Here is a 14234-nt window from a genome sequence, read left to right on the forward strand (position 1 = left end):
CCGTGGGACTCGTCGGAGAGGTGCTGCTGTTGCCGTTCGCCCCCGTGCGCGGCAGCGGATGGGTGATCAAGCAGCTGGTCCGGGAAGCCGAGCGGATCTACTACGACCCCTCCGCCATCCGGGCCGAACTCGCCAGGCTCGAAGAGCAGTTGGAGGCCGATGAGATCACCGAGGAGGAATTCGACCGGATGGAGGACGAACTCCTCGACCGGCTGGAGATCGCGATGCGCGGTAACGCGGGAACGGACGACGGGACGGCACGATGAACAGAATGGGACTGGGCCTCGCGGTCGGGGCCGGATACGTCCTCGGACGTACCAAGAAACTGAAGATGGCCTTCGCCATCGGCTCGCTGGTGGCCGGCAAGAAGCTGAACCTGACCCCGCGGGCGCTCGGGGACCTTCTCTCGCAGCAACTGCGGGACAACCCGCAGTTCAAGGAGATCGGGGACCAGCTGCGCCAGGATCTGCGCGGGGTCGGCAAGGCCGCCTCCGGCGCCATGGTCGAGCGGCAGATGGACGCGCTCGCGGACCGGCTGCACGGCCGCACCTCCCAGGTGCGCGACCAGCTCGAGGGCGTCGTGCCCGGCACGGACGAGGACGGCGAGCAGGAGGCCGACGAGGAGTACGAGGAGCCTCAGGACGCCCAGGACGAGGAAGAGGGCGAGGTAGAGGACGAGGAGCCGCAGGACACCTCCGAGGAGGACGAGGAGCAGGACGAGGACGAGGAAGAGGAACCGCCGAGGAAGACGGCGGCGAAGAAGGCGCCGGCGAAGAAGACGGCCAAGAAGGCCGCCGCGAAGAAGGCGCCCGCCAAGAAGGCCCCGGCCCGCAGGACGGCCGAGAAGAGGACCGCGTCGGCCGGGAAGACGGCCACGCGGACCGCATCCAGGACTGCCTCGGGCAGCGGCTCCCGCGCCCGGCGGCCGAAGGGAGGCGGCGACCGATGACCGAGACCCTCGGATCCGCCAAGTCAGCCACGTCTGCGGCTTCCGGCGCCGGCAAGGCGGCCGGCGGCACCCCGCTCGACGGAGTGGTCCACAGCGAGGCCGCCGACCGGCTCAAGGAAGAGGTGCAGGAGTACCTCGCCGCGCAGGCCACGCGCCTGCTGACCGGCGTCGGCCACAAGCTCGGGGAGACCACGGCCAAACTCAACGACATCGCCGAGGGCAACAGCCCGGGCTTCGCCAAACTCGCCCTCGATGGCGGTCGAAAGATCGCCGAGGGCAAGGGGCCGCTCCGCTCCGCGCTCGAGCTCGGCGCCTCGCGAGCCAAGGACAAGGTGACCAGTGCCCTGAAGAACCTCGGCGGCAAGGGCAAGCGCAAGAAGAGCGCGGGCAAGAAGCCGACCGTGATCATGGAGACGATCGACGTCGGCGTACCGCTGCGCACCGCCTACGACCAGTGGACGCAGTACCAGGACTTCAGCACCTTCGCCAAGGGCGTCAAGGCCGCGAACCGCGCCGACGAAACCACCAGCGACTGGCAGGCGAAGGTCTTCTGGTCCAACCGCAGCTGGAAGGCGAAGACCACCGAACAGGTGCCGGACGACCGGATCGCCTGGACCTCCGAGGGCGCCAAGGGTACGACCAAGGGCGTCGTCTCCTTCCATGAACTCGCCGAAAATCTCACCCGGATCCTGCTGGTCATCGAGTACTACCCCTCGGGCCTGTTCGAGAAGACCGGCAACATCTGGCGCGCCCAGGGCCGCCGAGCCCGCCTCGATCTGAAGAACTTCTCCCGCTTCATCACCATCAAGGGGGAGGCGGAGGACAGCTGGCGCGGTGAGATCCGCGACGGCGAGGTCGTCCGCTCGCATGAGGACGCGGTGGCCGAGGAGGCCGAGGAGAGCGAGGAGAGCGAGGAGAGCGAGGAGAACGGCGAGCCCGAGGAGGGCGCCGAGGCGCGGGATGCCGAGGACGGCCGCGGGGAGGACGATGAGGAGTACGAGGCCGAGGACAAGGCCCCGTACGCCGAGGACGAGGAAGGGGAGCCCGAGGGCGAGTACGAGGAGGAAGAGGAGGAGGGCGAGCCTGAGGGCGCCGAGGGCGAGTACGAGGAGTACGACGAGGAGGAGCCCGAGGACGAGGAAGCCTACGCCAAGGGCGGTAGCCGGCGATGAGCATGCCGAGCCGGCTTCCGGAGCCGTACGGCCAGGGCAGCGGGGCCAACCTCGCCGACATCCTGGAACGCGTGCTCGACAAGGGCATCGTCATCGCGGGCGACATCCGGATCAACCTGCTCGACATCGAGCTGCTCACCATCAAGCTCCGCCTCATCGTCGCCTCCGTCGACAAGGCGAAGGAGATGGGCATCGACTGGTGGGAGGACGACCCGGCCCTGTCCTCCGGCGCCCGGCGCAAGGAGCTCGCGCGGGAGAACGCCGAGCTGCGGGAGCGACTGGCGCGGCTGGAGGAACTGGAGCCGGGCCTTGCCCGGGAGGAAGCGCCCCGGACCGCCCGTAGGAACGTCCGAGAGGAGTCCCCGTGACCGGACTGCGCTACGTGTACGCCGTCTGCCACCCCCTCGGCGCGCCCCTCCAGGCCGACCTGTCGGGCGTGGCGGGCGATCCGCCCAGACTGCTCACCCACGGCGGTCTCGTCGCCGTGGTCAGCCATGTGCCGGAGCGGGACTTCGCGGAGGAGCCGCTCCGTCGCCATCTGGAGGACCTGGACTGGCTCACCGAGACCGCCCGTGCCCACCAGCAGGTGATCGACGCGCTCACCGCCGTCACCACTCCGCTGCCGCTGCGGCTCGCCACCGTGTTCCGGGACGACAGCGGCGTCCGCGTGATGATGGAGGAGCGCGAGGACGACTTCCGGCGCACCCTGGACCGGCTCGAGGGGCGGGTCGAGTGGGGCGTGAAGGTGTACGTCGCGTCCGAGGCGCAGGAGGCCGAGCCGACGACGGCCAAGCCCGCCTCGGGCCGTGACTACCTGATGCAGCGGCGCACGAAGGCCCGTGCCCACGAGGACAGTTGGCAGCGTGCCGAGCGATTCGCCGGGCGCCTGCACACGACATTGTCCGCGCACGCCGACGACGCCCGCCTCCATCCGCCGCAGAACGCCGCCCTGTCCAAGGCTCCCGGACAGAATGTGCTGAACGCCGCCTATCTCGTGCCGCGGGCCGAATCCGAGGAATTCGTGGAAATCGTGGATCGCACCAAGGGAGAGGAATCCGGACTGCGTGTGGAACTCACCGGACCATGGGCGGCCTATTCCTTCGTGGAGTCCGCCGGAGAGTCCGGGGCCGGGCAGCCGGGGGAGCCGGGGGAGGAGGGTGCATGACCGTCGTGGAGCGCCGTGAGGTCGCCCTCGTCGACCTGCTCGACCGGCTGCTGGCCGGCGGGGTCGTCGTCACGGGGGACATCACCCTGCGCATCGCGGACGTCGACCTGGTCCGCATCGACCTGAACGCGCTGATCAGCTCGGTCAACGACCAGGTGCCGTCGCCCTGGGGGGAGTTGCTGTGACGGACCGTCCCAGCCGTAACCGTAAGCGTCTCGACCTGGAGCCCGACACCGTCGAGCGCGATCTGGTCAAACTCGTGCTGACCGTCGTGGAGTTGCTGCGCCAGCTGATGGAACGGCAGGCGCTGCGCCGCTTCGACACGGGCGATCTGAGCGAGGAGCAGGAGGAGCGGATCGGCCTCACGCTGATGCTGCTCGACGACCGTATGACCGAGCTGCGCGAACGCTACGGACTGCGGCCCGAGGACCTGAATCTGGACCTCGGGCCGCTCGGACCGCTGCTTCCCCGGGAATGACGTTACGGAAATCCCGGGATCAGCTCACCACCGGTACCAACGGCCCCTGCCTCCCGCTGCCGAGGTTCCGCGGAACAGGAAACCCAGCAGCCAGACGACGAGAACCGCGATCGCGATCCACCACAGCAATTTCACTGCGAATCCGGCACCGAAAAGAATCAGCACCAGCAGCAGTACCAGCAAGATGGGAACCATAGTGTGAACCTCCTGGATTCCGGGTTTCCTGGAATCCAGAATTTAGACTTCCTTTCGGCACAGAATCTCTCCGTGCAGGACACCGAACCAGCCGTCCGCCCGCTGCCCCCACTCCCGCCAGGCCGCCGACGCGGCGCGCAGCTGTTCCACCGTGGCGTGGCCGCCCCGCGTGGCGCGCTCCGCGTACGCCGAGGCGAGGGTGCGGTCGGCCCACAGGCCGCTCCACCAGGCCCGCTCCTCGGGGGTGCTGAAGGTCCAGGTGGCTGAGGTGGCCGTGATGTCGGTGAAGCCGGCGGCCAGCGCCCAGGACTTCAGCCGGCGTCCGGCGTCCGGCTCACCGCCGTTGGCCCGGGCCACCCGGTGGTACAGGTCCAGCCAGTCGTCCATACCGGGCGAGGCGGGGTACCAGGTCATCGCCGCGTAGTCCGCGTCGCGGACCGCGACGTACCCGCCGGGCTTCGTCACCCGCAGCATCTCGCGCAGCGACTGCACCGGGTCGCCCACGTGCTGGAGCACCTGGTGGGCGTGGACGACGCAGAACGTGTCGTCGGGGTATTCCAGGGCGTGCACATCGGCGACCGCGAAGTCGATGTTGGTCAGGCCGCGTTCGTCGGCCGTGGCCCGTGCCTGCTCCAGGATCCCCGGCGCGTGGTCGACGCCGGTGACGTGCCCGTCGGGGACCAGTGCGGCCAGGTCGGCGGTGATGGTGCCCGGCCCGCAGCCGATGTCCAGGACCTTCATGTGCGGCTTCAGCGAGCCGAGCAGGTAGCCCGCGGAGTTGGCGGCGGTCCGCCAGGTGTGCGAACGCAGCACCGACTCGTGGTGTCCGTGCGTGTAGACGGCGGTCTCCTGCGCATTCGGCATGGCTCTGCCCCTTCTTCGACGGACCGGCTCCGCACCGGCTCCCCGGTGTCCTCACCGTACGCCGATGGCCGCATAGTGAGACGGTTTGTTCTGCTATATGGACTGACTGAGTGTCAGATATCGCGCGGGCGCGGAGACGGCCGGGCTTCGAGCCCGCCCGGCCCGAGACGGGGGGCCCATGTCCGGGCTCATCCGCTGCCGGTACGCTGAAGTGGCCGTTACTCGGGGGCGGCTTCGACCGCGGCTTTGCCACCGGAGGGTCACCGCATGCGACTGCTGCTCGTCCGTCACGGCCAGACCCCCACGAACGTGGACTACCTCCTCGACACCGCCGTCCCCGGCCCCGGCCTCACCCGACTCGGCGAACAGCAGGCCGCCGCCCTGCCGCAGGCCCTCGCCGACGAGGACATCGAGGCCCTCTACGCCTCCACCCTCGTGCGCACCCAGCTCACCGCCGCCCCGCTGGCCGCCGCGCGCGGTCTCGACGTCCTCGTCCGCGACGGGCTCCGGGAGATCTCCGCGGGTGACCTGGAGATGCTCCCCGGCGACTCCGAGTCCGGCGAGCTCTACATGCGCACGGTGTTCGCCTGGGCGGCGGGCGACGTGGACCGGCGGATGCCTGGCGGCGAGAACGGCACCGAGTTCCTCGCCCGGTACGACGCCGTGGTCGCCGAGGCCGCGGCGAGCGGCGCCCGGACCGTCGCCCTGGTCAGCCACGGCGCCGCGATCCGCGCCTGGTCGGCCACCCGCGCCGGCAACGTCGACGTCCCCTTCGCCGCGGCCCACCGCCTCGCCAACACCGGCACGGTCGTCCTGGAGGGGTCCCCGGCCGACGGCTGGAAGGCCCTGTCCTGGGCGGGCGAGACGGTCGTGCCGGCGGAGGAGGCCGGACCCGCGGGGCAGCCGGTGGAGGGCGCCGGCGGCTGACGGGCGAGCCTGCGCGTTCCCGGGCCTGCGCGGCTATCGGTTTGCCGCAGCCCGTGGGCGGCCCGCACAATGCCTCCTCATGGGACACCTGGAAGCCGCGCACCTCGAGTACTACCTCCCCGACGGGAGGGCGTTGCTCGGCGACGTGTCCTTCCGGGTCGGTGAAGGGGCCGTGGTGGCCCTCGTCGGACCCAACGGCGCGGGCAAGACGACCCTGCTGCGGCTGATCTCGGGCGAGCTGAAACCGCACGGCGGGACCGTCACCGTGACCGGCGGCCTGGGTGTGATGCGCCAGTTCGTGGGCTCCGTACGCGACGAGACGACCGTGCGCGACCTGCTGGTCTCCGTCGCCCCGCCCCGTATCCGCGAGGTCGCGCGGGCCGTCGACAAGGCCGAGCACGCGATCATGACCGTCGACGACGAGGCCGCCCAGCTCCAGTATGCGCAGGCCCTCTCCGACTGGGCGGAGGTGCGCGGGTACGAGGCCGAGACGCTGTGGGACATGTGCACCGCGGCCGCGCTCGGCGTCCCCTACGACAAGGCCCAGTTCCGCCTCGTGCGCACCCTCTCCGGCGGCGAACAGAAGCGGCTCGTGCTGGAGGCGCTGCTGCGCGGCACCGACGAGGTCCTGCTGCTGGACGAGCCCGACAACTACCTCGACGTGCCCGGAAAGCGGTGGCTGGAGGAACGGCTGAAGGAGACCCGCAAGACGGTCCTCTTCGTCTCCCACGACCGCGAACTCCTCTCCCGCGCAGCCGAGAAGATCGTCTCCGTCGAGCCCGGTCCGGCCGGCGCCGACGCCTGGGTGCACGGTGGCGGCTTCGCCACGTACCACGAGGCCCGCCGAGAACGCTTCGCCCGCTTCGAGGAGTTGCGCCGCCGCTGGGACGAGAAGCACGCCCAGCTGAAGAAGCTGGTCCTGAATCTCCGTCAGGCCGCCTCCATCAGCCATGAGTTGGCCTCCCGCTACCAGGCCGCCCAGACCCGGCTGCGCAAGTTCGAGGAGGCCGGCCCGCCGCCGGAGCCGCCGCGCGAGCAGGACATCACGATGCGCCTCAAGGGCGGCCGTACCGGGGTAAGGGCCGTCACCTGCAAGGGACTTGAGCTCACCGGTCTGATGAAGCCCTTCGACCTGGAGGTCTTCTACGGCGAGCGGGTCGCCGTCCTCGGCTCCAACGGCTCGGGCAAGTCGCACTTCCTGCGCCTGCTGGCCGGCGACACCGTGGCGCACACGGGGGAGTGGAAGCTCGGCGCGCGCGTGGTGCCCGGGCACTTCGCGCAGACCCACGCCCACCCCGAGCTGCTGGGCCGCACCCTCCTGGACATCCTGTGGAAGGAACACGCCCAGGACCGGGGCGCGGCCATGTCCCGGCTGCGCCGGTACGAGCTGACCCAGCAGGCCGAGCAGACCTTCGACCGGCTCTCCGGCGGCCAGCAGGCCCGCTTCCAGATCCTGCTGCTCGAACTGGAGGGTGTCACGGCCCTGCTCCTCGACGAGCCCACCGACAACCTCGACCTGGAGTCCGCCGAGGCACTCCAGGAGGGACTGGAGGCCTTCGAGGGCACGGTCCTCGCCGTCACCCACGACCGCTGGTTCGCCCGCTCCTTCGACCGCTACCTGGTCTTCGGCACGGACGGCCGGGTCCGGGAGACCCCGGAGCCGGTGTGGGACGAGCGGCGCGTGGAGCGGGCCAGGTAGCCCGAGCGGTCGCGAGCGGTCGGGCAACCGGAGCGGTTCGGGCGGCCGACGGGGGTCACTTCCAGAGGGGCGCGGGGGTCACTTCCAGCGGAGCAGCGCGCCGAGGCCGCCCACCGGCGCCTCCTCGTCGGCCGGGGGCACCATGAGCACGGGCGCGTCCGTGGCGACGGCCGACCTGATCAGCGCATCGTCCGCACGGGCCGCCCACGAGTGCTGCTCGCCGAGCGTCTTCAGCTCCGTACGGCGCACCGCCGCCTGGTCCGGATCCTCGCCGATCCACACCTCGCGGTGGGCATCCGGACCGTCGGCGCGGATGAGGAGCTCGTCGATCCGGTGCTCGCGGGCCGCCGCCACCGGTGCGGGCACGCCCTCCACGGCCGCGGCGCGTCCCTCGGCGTCCGGTGCACGAGCCGCGAGGAACCGTTCCGGCTCGGTCTCGGCCTGCCGTCGGGAGTGCTCGGCTCGGGCCGCCTCCACGTCCTCGTCCAGCAGCCTGCTGCCCACGCCGTGCGGAGCCTCGACCACGCGGTCGTGCAGCCGCTGCGGCAGCCGGTCGTGGACGGCTCGCCGCTCCCGGTCGTCACCGACCAGGACCAGCAGATCGGCGCGGGTCTCCTCCTGGCAGACGGCCGGCGCGTCGGCGATCTCCGCCGCGTTGTGCTCCCAGGTGTTCTCCCAGGTGTTCTCCACCTTCAGCTGGAAGTGCCGCTCGGACCAGTCGGCGGCCGACGTGCGGTGTACGGGATACTGTCGACCGGCGACCGTCCCCGCCTGCTCCCGGCCCAGCCCGCTGCGCAGCTCGAACGCCGCGCCCTTGCGGTCGACGTACGCCACCACGCACACCGGGTCCTGGTCGGCGAGCTCCAGCAGCGGTGCGACCCGCGGCAGGGCCGCCCACTCGGCCCGGTCGCCCTCCGGGGCGGCAGGGCCGAGTGGGCGGGTCGAGGACGACCTCTCCGGTGCGGGCGAACAGGGCCCGGCCGTGCGGTTCGGAGGAGTGCCGCAGCTCCTCGACGGCCTGCTCGACGGCCCGGCAGGTGGCGTCGTCGGTGCCCTGCCGGGCCAGCTCACGGGCCATCGCGGCGGCCGTGAGCTGACGTTCGTGAGGCGTGTTCTCCGTGTGCCGGGAGGTGTCGACGTACACGGAGGCCCAGGGGCCCGAATGTTCGTACAGTGGATGCAGAAACGCGAGATCCATGGCTCCCTCCCGGATGCCGCTCGGGGGTAGTGCTGGTAGTGCATGCAGCGCTGGTAGTGCTGGTAGTGCTTCCCGGGGCCGGGTACCCGAACCGTATGGACGAACACGACGAGCGGGGCACCACCATGACCGGAGTCGACCCGGACCGGCTGGACGACCAGCAGCTGATGAAAGAGCTGGAGACGATCCACCGCACGCGCCACGACACCCTGCTGTACGGCTCGAACGACGCCCTACGCACCCACAACGACCGCATGGCCCAGCTGGAGGGCGAGTACCTGCGCCGCAACCCACGCCGATTCGTCTCCCCGGGCCGCACCCGCGAGGGGGCCAGGGAGCGGGCCGCCGGGGAGAACGGGGGCCCGGCGCGCCAGGCTCGGCCGCGGGCAACGGCGGAGGGCGCCTCGGCGGGGACTCCCGTCGGCAAGTGGGGCTCGGGAACGACGGGCGGCCCCGGCGGGGCTTGAGCCGACCGGAGCCGTCCGACCCGTCGAGCCGTCCGACTGCTCGTTGCGGTCTGCGGTCTGCGGTCTGCGGTCTGCCGTCTGGGGGGCTGCGGTCTGCCGTCCACTGTCTACAGTCTCCCGGCGACCGCCGACGCTCGTCTGTCGTCTGTCGTCTGTCGTCTGTCGTCTGCCGTCTGCCGTCTGCCGTCTGCCGTCCGTCGTCCGTCGACCGACCGGCATACGTCCGTCGGCAGTCAGCAGCGCACCGGCGGCCGGTCCCAGTGTCGGTGCGCCGCGATCGCGGTCATGAACTCCCGCACGAACTCCGCGCTCGCGGTCCCCGGCGAGGTGTCCGTGACCACGCCCTGGTCGGCGACCACTCGATGGAACTCGGCGGACAGTCGTAGCCCCTCGGGCTGCAGCGTCGACAACACACCCACCCCGGAACCGAGGGCTCCGACCGGTTTGCCGTGCCGGTAGGCGTCCCGTACGAAGCGCATGGCGTCCGGGTCGGAGATGATCGACGGGGTGCCCGTGGGGCCGCCGGGGAGCAGGACGGCGTCGTACAGCACGGAGGCGACGGTCGGCAGTGCACGGTCGACTGTATGCATTTTTCCGTCGGTCCCCGACACGCTGCCGTCCGTGGCCGCCAGCGCCTCCACGATCGCGCCCTCCCCGGCCAGCACCTCGCGCACCGACGTCACCTGCTCGGCGTCGACCCCGTCGGCCACCAGGACCGCGATCTGTCGGGTGCGGATCGAGCCGTCGCCGCGCAGCGACTCTTGGCTGAGAGCGGGGGAGGAGAGCTTGTACGCAGGCTCCGGATCCGTCCCGGAGGGGTCCGGGACGCCGATGCCTCGCGCCACCTGGCGGGCCAACTCGCCGTCCACCTTGGCCAGTTCCTCGACCGTGCGGGTTCGCACCGCCCGGGCGTCGACCTTCCCCAGCTCGAACCGGAGCGCCTGCACGATGTGCTGCTTCTCCCAGTCCGTCATGCTGTGGAAGAAGAGGGCCGCCTGGCTGTAGTGGTCCTGGAAGCTCGGACTGCGCCGGCGGATCTTGGCGCCGTCGATCCGTTCCGTGTAGTGCGTGAAGGCCTTCCCGTCGACGCCCGCGTGTGCCGGGCAGCCGCCGCCGAGGGAGTTCGGGAAGTAGTTCGTGCCCCGGTGGACCGTGCTCTGGTGGTAGCCGTCGCGCTGGTTGTTACGGACCGGTGCGAGGGGCCGGTTCACTGGCAGCTCACTGAAGTTGGGGCCGCCCAGCCGGATCAACTGGGTGTCCAGGTAGGAGAAGTTGCGCGCCTGGAGCAGGGGGTCGTTGGTGAAGTCGATGCCCGGCACCACGTTCGCCGTGTGGAAGGCGACCTGCTCGGTCTCGGCGAAGAAGTTCTCCGGGTTGCGGTTCAGCACCATGCGGCCGATCGGTCGGACCGGCACCTGCTCCTCCGGGATGATCTTCGTGGCGTCGAGCAGATCGAAGTCGAAGGCGAACTCGTCCTCCTCGGGAACGAGTTGGACGCCCAGCTCCCACTCCGGGTACTCGCCCGCCTCGATCGCGTTCCACAGGTCGCGCCGATTGAAGTCCGGATCGCGGCCTTGGCACTCCTGGGCCTCGTCCCACACCAGCGAGTGGACGCCCAGCCGTGGCTTCCAGTGGAACTTCACGAACGTGCCGCGCCCTTCGGCGTTCACGAACCGGAAGGTGTGTACGCCGAAGCCCTGCATCATGCGGTAACTGCGCGGGATCGCCCGGTCCGACATCAGCCACATGATGGCGTGCAGGGTCTCCGGCTGGAGCGAGACGAAGTCCCACAGGCTGTCGTGGGCGGAGGCGCCGGTGGGGATGTCGTTGTGCGGCTCCGGCTTCACCGCGTGCACGAAGTCGGGGAACTTGATGCCGTCCTGGATGAAGAAGACCGGGAAGTTGTTCCCCACCAGGTCGTAATTTCCCTCCGACGTATAGAACTTGGTCGCGAAGCCGCGTACGTCCCGCACGGTGTCCGCGGACCCCTTCGGCCCCTGCACGGTGGAGAACCGCACGAAGACGGGCGTACGGACCGCCGGGTCCTGGAGGAAGGCCGCGCGGGTGAATTCCGCGCAGGACTCGTACGGTTCGAAGTAGCCGTACGCGCCCGCGCCCCGCGCGTGCACCACCCGCTCCGGGATCCGCTCGTGGTCGAAGCGGGTGATCTTCTCCCGGAAGTGGAAGTCCTCCATCAGGGTCGGACCGCGCTCGCCGACGGCGAGCGAGTCGTCGGTGTGGTCGACCTCCACGCCCTGGTCGGTGGTGAGGGGCCCGCCGGCCGGATCCTCGGCGCGGAAGGCCTCCCGCTGCTCCTGCTTGCGGTCGTTCGGGAACGGGGTCGCGTCCATCAGGTCGCCTCCTCGGCGAACACATCCAGATACGCCTCGCAGAACGCCTTCAGATCGTCCGGCTTGCGGCTGGTGACGAGCTTGTTGGGGCCGTGGTCGCAGATCTTCACCTGTTCGTCGACCCAGCTGCCGCCGGCGTTGCGAATGTCCGTCCGCAGGCTCGGCCACGAGGTCAGCACGCGGCCGCGTACGACGTCGGCCTCGACGAGGGTCCACGGGGCGTGGCAGATCGCGGCGACCGGGCGGCCCTGCTCGAAGAACGCCTTGACGAACGCCACGGCCCTGTCGTCCGTGCGCAGGAAGTCGGGGTTCGCGACGCCGCCCGGCAGGACCAGCCCGCCGAAGGACTCCGCGGACACCTCACCGACGACCTCGTCGACCATGAACGTGTCCGCCTTGTCGAGATGGTTGAACGCCTGGATCTCACCGGAGTCGGTCGACACCAGAACGGGCTCGTGGCCCGCGTCCACCGCCGCCTGCCAGGGGTCGGTGAGCTCGACCTGCTCGACGCCTTCGGGCGCCGTCAGAAACGCGATGCGCATGAGAGTTCAACGTCCTTTCCGTGTCCTTGCGGTCGTCACGCTGCTTGTCGGCGGGCCCAGTCGTCACCGACAAGCTGTTTCCCCCGTTTCCCCTGTTTCCTCGCCCGGGCCGCACGCAGGCACCGCAGCAGCTCCTCGCCGTACGGCAGAGCCACGCACGCGCCGACCGCCGCGGCGATGCCCGCGAGGTAGCCAGGCGAGAGCGGGCGCCTGCGCGCCACCAGCCGCCACGCGTCCGGATCGCCCTGTCCGCCCCGCAGCAGGGACTTCACCTGGTCGGCGTGCAGGCACATCAGGGCGGACAGCGCGCCGAACGGCAGTGCCTCGAGGAAGCTGTGGATGTGCTGTTCGATGGGCTTGACCTCGCGCTCGCTGCGCACGGCGGTCCGCACATCCCACAGGGCGGTCGCCTCGTGCGCCGCGGCGCCCGCCAGCTGCACGGACAGCAGCAGCGGGTTGACCTCGTAGCGCAGTGTGAACGCGATCGGGACGCCGACCTCGGCCATCATGAGCGTGTGGATCAGTGACTCCTTCGTGCCCGCCGTGTCCTCGATCCGGGTCCGTCGGTGCATGGCCCAGTCGGCGAGACCGGGCACGAACCAGCTGGGCAGCAGGCCGTACAGCAGATAGCGGGCGGTCGCGTCGCCGACGTCCACGGTGGTGCCGGTGGCGGCTGTCCCGGCGGCCCGGTCCCGACCCATCAGCCGCTGCCCCCGACCAGCGCCTCCGCCAGTTCCTGGACGTTGGCGTAGCGGTCCCGGTGCGGCAGCCGTCGTACCGCCTCCACCAGCGCGTCGGGCGCGTTCTTGCGGCGCAGGCCCGTGGCCAGCGCGCCCGGCCCCGCCGGGAAGGAGCTGCGGCCCAGGATCCGGGCGAGCTCCAGCCGCACCGCCGCCAGCGACGCCCTGGAGTTGCCCGGTACCACCGGCCCGCCCCAGATCTCGGGATCGTCCTCGGCGGACGGCTCGGGGTCGTGCCACTCCTCCGTTCGTGTGGGATGTCCGGACCTCAGCAGGCCCTGGAGTTCGTGCTTCATCTCGTCGTCCCGGTGCACGCTCAGCCGGTCACTGCCTCGCTGCATGTCTGTCTCTCCCTCCAGATCTTTGCCGGTGGCCCCCGCGTACCCGAGGACGGGCAGCCGACACGGGGTCGGCTGCCGGACATGAGGAAAGAGTTCGCGCGACCCGGACCGGCCGGGCCCGTGTGGGTGCCCGGCCGAATGGGCGTGACCCCTGACGGGTCGGGCGGTGGCCTTCGCGCCTTCGACGACCAGCAAGGACGACCTGGTCGCCGCCTGCCTCAAGGCGACGTTCTCGGTTGTTCCAGATCGCGACGACCAGACGCGGGTCCTGCCACAGGTCCTTGTACTTCGCCACCGTGATCAGCTCCGCGAGCCCGTTCATCTGCATCGCCCCGCCCCCGACCAGCGTGATCGCCGGCCGGTCCGGGTGCGCGAACTTCGCGCGGTGCGGTCCAAGCTGGAGGGCACCGTCTTCAACTCGTGTGCGGGAGGGGTGTGTTCGAGCTCCTGCACATCCGCGGGGACGATGACCACGGTCGGGCAGCGGCGGGCGTACGCGGTGCGGATCGCCCGGTCCAGGACGTTCGGCAGCTGCTCGGGGACCGTCACCGTCTCCACGAACTCCGAGGCGACGTCCTTGAACAGCGAGTGCAGGTCCACCTCCTGCTGGTACGAGCCGCCCATCGCGCTCCGGTGCGTCTGCCCGACGATCGGGGCACCGGGACGTGGTCGAGTTCCGCGTCGTTCAGGCCGTTGAGGAGGTGGATCGCGCCCGGCCCCGAGGTCGCCGCGCACACCCCCGGACGGCCGCTGAACTTGGCGTAGCCGACTGCCTCGAACGCGGACATCTCCTCGTGCCGTGCCTGCACGAAACGCGGCTGGTCCCGGCGCGACCCCAGGCGGCGAGCGTGCCGTTGATGCCGTCGCCGGGACAACCGAAGACGTGCTCGACGCCCCACTCGCACAGTCGTCGCAGGACGTGGTCGGAGACCTTGGTGCTCATGGAAGGGGCCTTCCTGGGCCGGTGAAACACGGGCACACGGAGGAAACGCGTACGTGGGGCAGGGACATGGGGCGTGACGGGCGGCGGGGTGAGGTCGTGACCCGCTACGAGTGACCCCCGCGGGTGCCGGAAAACCAGGGCGGGTGTTTGGGGGCGGGGGCCGGGGGCAGGCGCAGCCACAGTGCTTCGGACCGGAGGCACGT

The 14234-nt window shown here is 70.7% G+C and carries 15 protein-coding genes and 3 pseudogenes; 10 read left to right on the forward strand and 8 right to left on the reverse strand.

What is annotated here, in order from left to right; translation table 11 throughout:
• Positions 1-2 precede the first annotated feature (2 nt).
• Genes OG289_RS40845 through OG289_RS40875 form a run of 7 tightly spaced genes read left to right on the forward strand, consistent with a single transcriptional unit; the run spans position 3 to position 3764 of the window.
• Complete coding sequence (locus tag OG289_RS40845) at positions 3-266, forward strand: gas vesicle protein GvpG (protein WP_327319039.1); 264 nt, start codon at positions 3-5, stop codon at positions 264-266.
• On the forward strand, positions 263-949 hold the full coding sequence (locus tag OG289_RS40850; protein ID WP_327319040.1) for a DNA primase: 687 nt from the start codon (positions 263-265) through the stop codon (positions 947-949). The genes OG289_RS40845 and OG289_RS40850 overlap by 4 nt, the downstream gene beginning before the upstream one ends.
• Entirely contained in the window at positions 946-2121 is a 1176-nt protein-coding gene (locus tag OG289_RS40855) for an SRPBCC family protein (protein WP_327319041.1), read from the forward strand. Before OG289_RS40850 ends, OG289_RS40855 begins: the two co-directional genes overlap by 4 nt.
• On the forward strand, positions 2118-2489 hold the full coding sequence (locus tag OG289_RS40860) for a gas vesicle protein (protein WP_327319042.1): 372 nt from the start codon (positions 2118-2120) through the stop codon (positions 2487-2489). Before OG289_RS40855 ends, OG289_RS40860 begins: the two co-directional genes overlap by 4 nt.
• Positions 2486-3286: a GvpL/GvpF family gas vesicle protein gene (locus OG289_RS40865; RefSeq protein ID WP_327319043.1), complete on the forward strand. Its 801-nt coding sequence runs from the start codon at positions 2486-2488 to the stop codon at positions 3284-3286. The genes OG289_RS40860 and OG289_RS40865 overlap by 4 nt, the downstream gene beginning before the upstream one ends.
• On the forward strand, positions 3283-3471 hold the full coding sequence (locus OG289_RS40870) for a gas vesicle protein (protein ID WP_327319044.1): 189 nt from the start codon (positions 3283-3285) through the stop codon (positions 3469-3471). Before OG289_RS40865 ends, OG289_RS40870 begins: the two co-directional genes overlap by 4 nt.
• Entirely contained in the window at positions 3468-3764 is a 297-nt protein-coding gene (locus OG289_RS40875) for a gas vesicle protein K (protein WP_327319045.1), read from the forward strand. The genes OG289_RS40870 and OG289_RS40875 overlap by 4 nt, the downstream gene beginning before the upstream one ends.
• 24 nt (positions 3765-3788) lie before the next feature.
• Here OG289_RS40875 and OG289_RS40880 read toward each other — a convergent pair whose 3' ends face one another.
• Both OG289_RS40880 and OG289_RS40885 read right to left on the reverse strand, forming a co-directional pair.
• Positions 3789-3959: a hydrophobic protein gene (locus OG289_RS40880; RefSeq protein ID WP_079658576.1), complete on the reverse strand. Its 171-nt coding sequence runs from the start codon at positions 3957-3959 to the stop codon at positions 3789-3791.
• A gap of 42 nt (positions 3960-4001) precedes the next feature.
• Positions 4002-4823 (reverse strand): class I SAM-dependent methyltransferase, encoded by an 822-nt coding sequence (locus OG289_RS40885; RefSeq protein ID WP_327319047.1) that lies wholly within the window; start codon positions 4821-4823, stop codon positions 4002-4004.
• Positions 4824-5090: 267 nt separating this feature from the next.
• On the opposite strand from OG289_RS40885, the gene OG289_RS40890 reads away from it, so the two are divergent.
• Together OG289_RS40890 and OG289_RS40895 are read left to right on the forward strand one after the other, a co-directional pair.
• Positions 5091-5750 (forward strand): histidine phosphatase family protein, encoded by a 660-nt coding sequence (locus OG289_RS40890; protein ID WP_327319048.1) that lies wholly within the window; start codon positions 5091-5093, stop codon positions 5748-5750.
• A gap of 79 nt (positions 5751-5829) precedes the next feature.
• Positions 5830-7449 carry an ABC-F family ATP-binding cassette domain-containing protein gene (locus tag OG289_RS40895; protein ID WP_327319049.1) on the forward strand — a complete coding sequence of 540 codons (1620 nt, stop codon included), beginning with the start codon at positions 5830-5832 and terminating at the stop codon, positions 7447-7449.
• Positions 7450-7527: 78 nt separating this feature from the next.
• Here OG289_RS40895 and OG289_RS40900 read toward each other — a convergent pair.
• Positions 7528-8647: pseudogene (locus OG289_RS40900) on the reverse strand (baeRF2 domain-containing protein).
• Between the two features lie 95 nt (positions 8648-8742).
• Here OG289_RS40900 and OG289_RS40905 point away from each other — a divergent pair.
• Positions 8743-9012: pseudogene (locus OG289_RS40905) on the forward strand (DUF6158 family protein); the annotation flags it as partial.
• A 335-nt stretch (positions 9013-9347) separates the two neighbouring features.
• On the opposite strand, the gene OG289_RS40910 reads toward OG289_RS40905, so the two are convergent.
• The 5 genes and pseudogenes from OG289_RS40910 to OG289_RS40930 all read right to left on the reverse strand — a co-directional run.
• Positions 9348-11465 (reverse strand): catalase, encoded by a 2118-nt coding sequence (locus tag OG289_RS40910; protein WP_327319050.1) that lies wholly within the window; start codon positions 11463-11465, stop codon positions 9348-9350.
• Positions 11465-12007 (reverse strand): type 1 glutamine amidotransferase domain-containing protein, encoded by a 543-nt coding sequence (locus OG289_RS40915; RefSeq protein ID WP_327319051.1) that lies wholly within the window; start codon positions 12005-12007, stop codon positions 11465-11467. Before OG289_RS40915 ends, OG289_RS40910 begins: the two co-directional genes overlap by 1 nt.
• A 35-nt stretch (positions 12008-12042) precedes the next feature.
• Entirely contained in the window at positions 12043-12708 is a 666-nt protein-coding gene (locus tag OG289_RS40920; protein WP_327319052.1) for a diguanylate cyclase, read from the reverse strand.
• The gene (locus tag OG289_RS40925) at positions 12708-13088 is read right to left on the reverse strand and encodes a DUF2795 domain-containing protein (RefSeq protein ID WP_327319053.1); all 381 of its coding nucleotides are present in this window, start codon (positions 13086-13088) and stop codon (positions 12708-12710) included. Before OG289_RS40925 ends, OG289_RS40920 begins: the two co-directional genes overlap by 1 nt.
• A 384-nt stretch (positions 13089-13472) precedes the next feature.
• Positions 13473-14031: pseudogene (locus OG289_RS40930) on the reverse strand (thiamine pyrophosphate-binding protein); the annotation flags it as partial.
• Positions 14032-14234 lie beyond the last annotated feature (203 nt).

This window comes from Streptomyces sp. NBC_01235, from assembly GCF_035989285.1.
Taxonomy (GTDB): Bacteria; Actinomycetota; Actinomycetes; order Streptomycetales; family Streptomycetaceae; genus Streptomyces.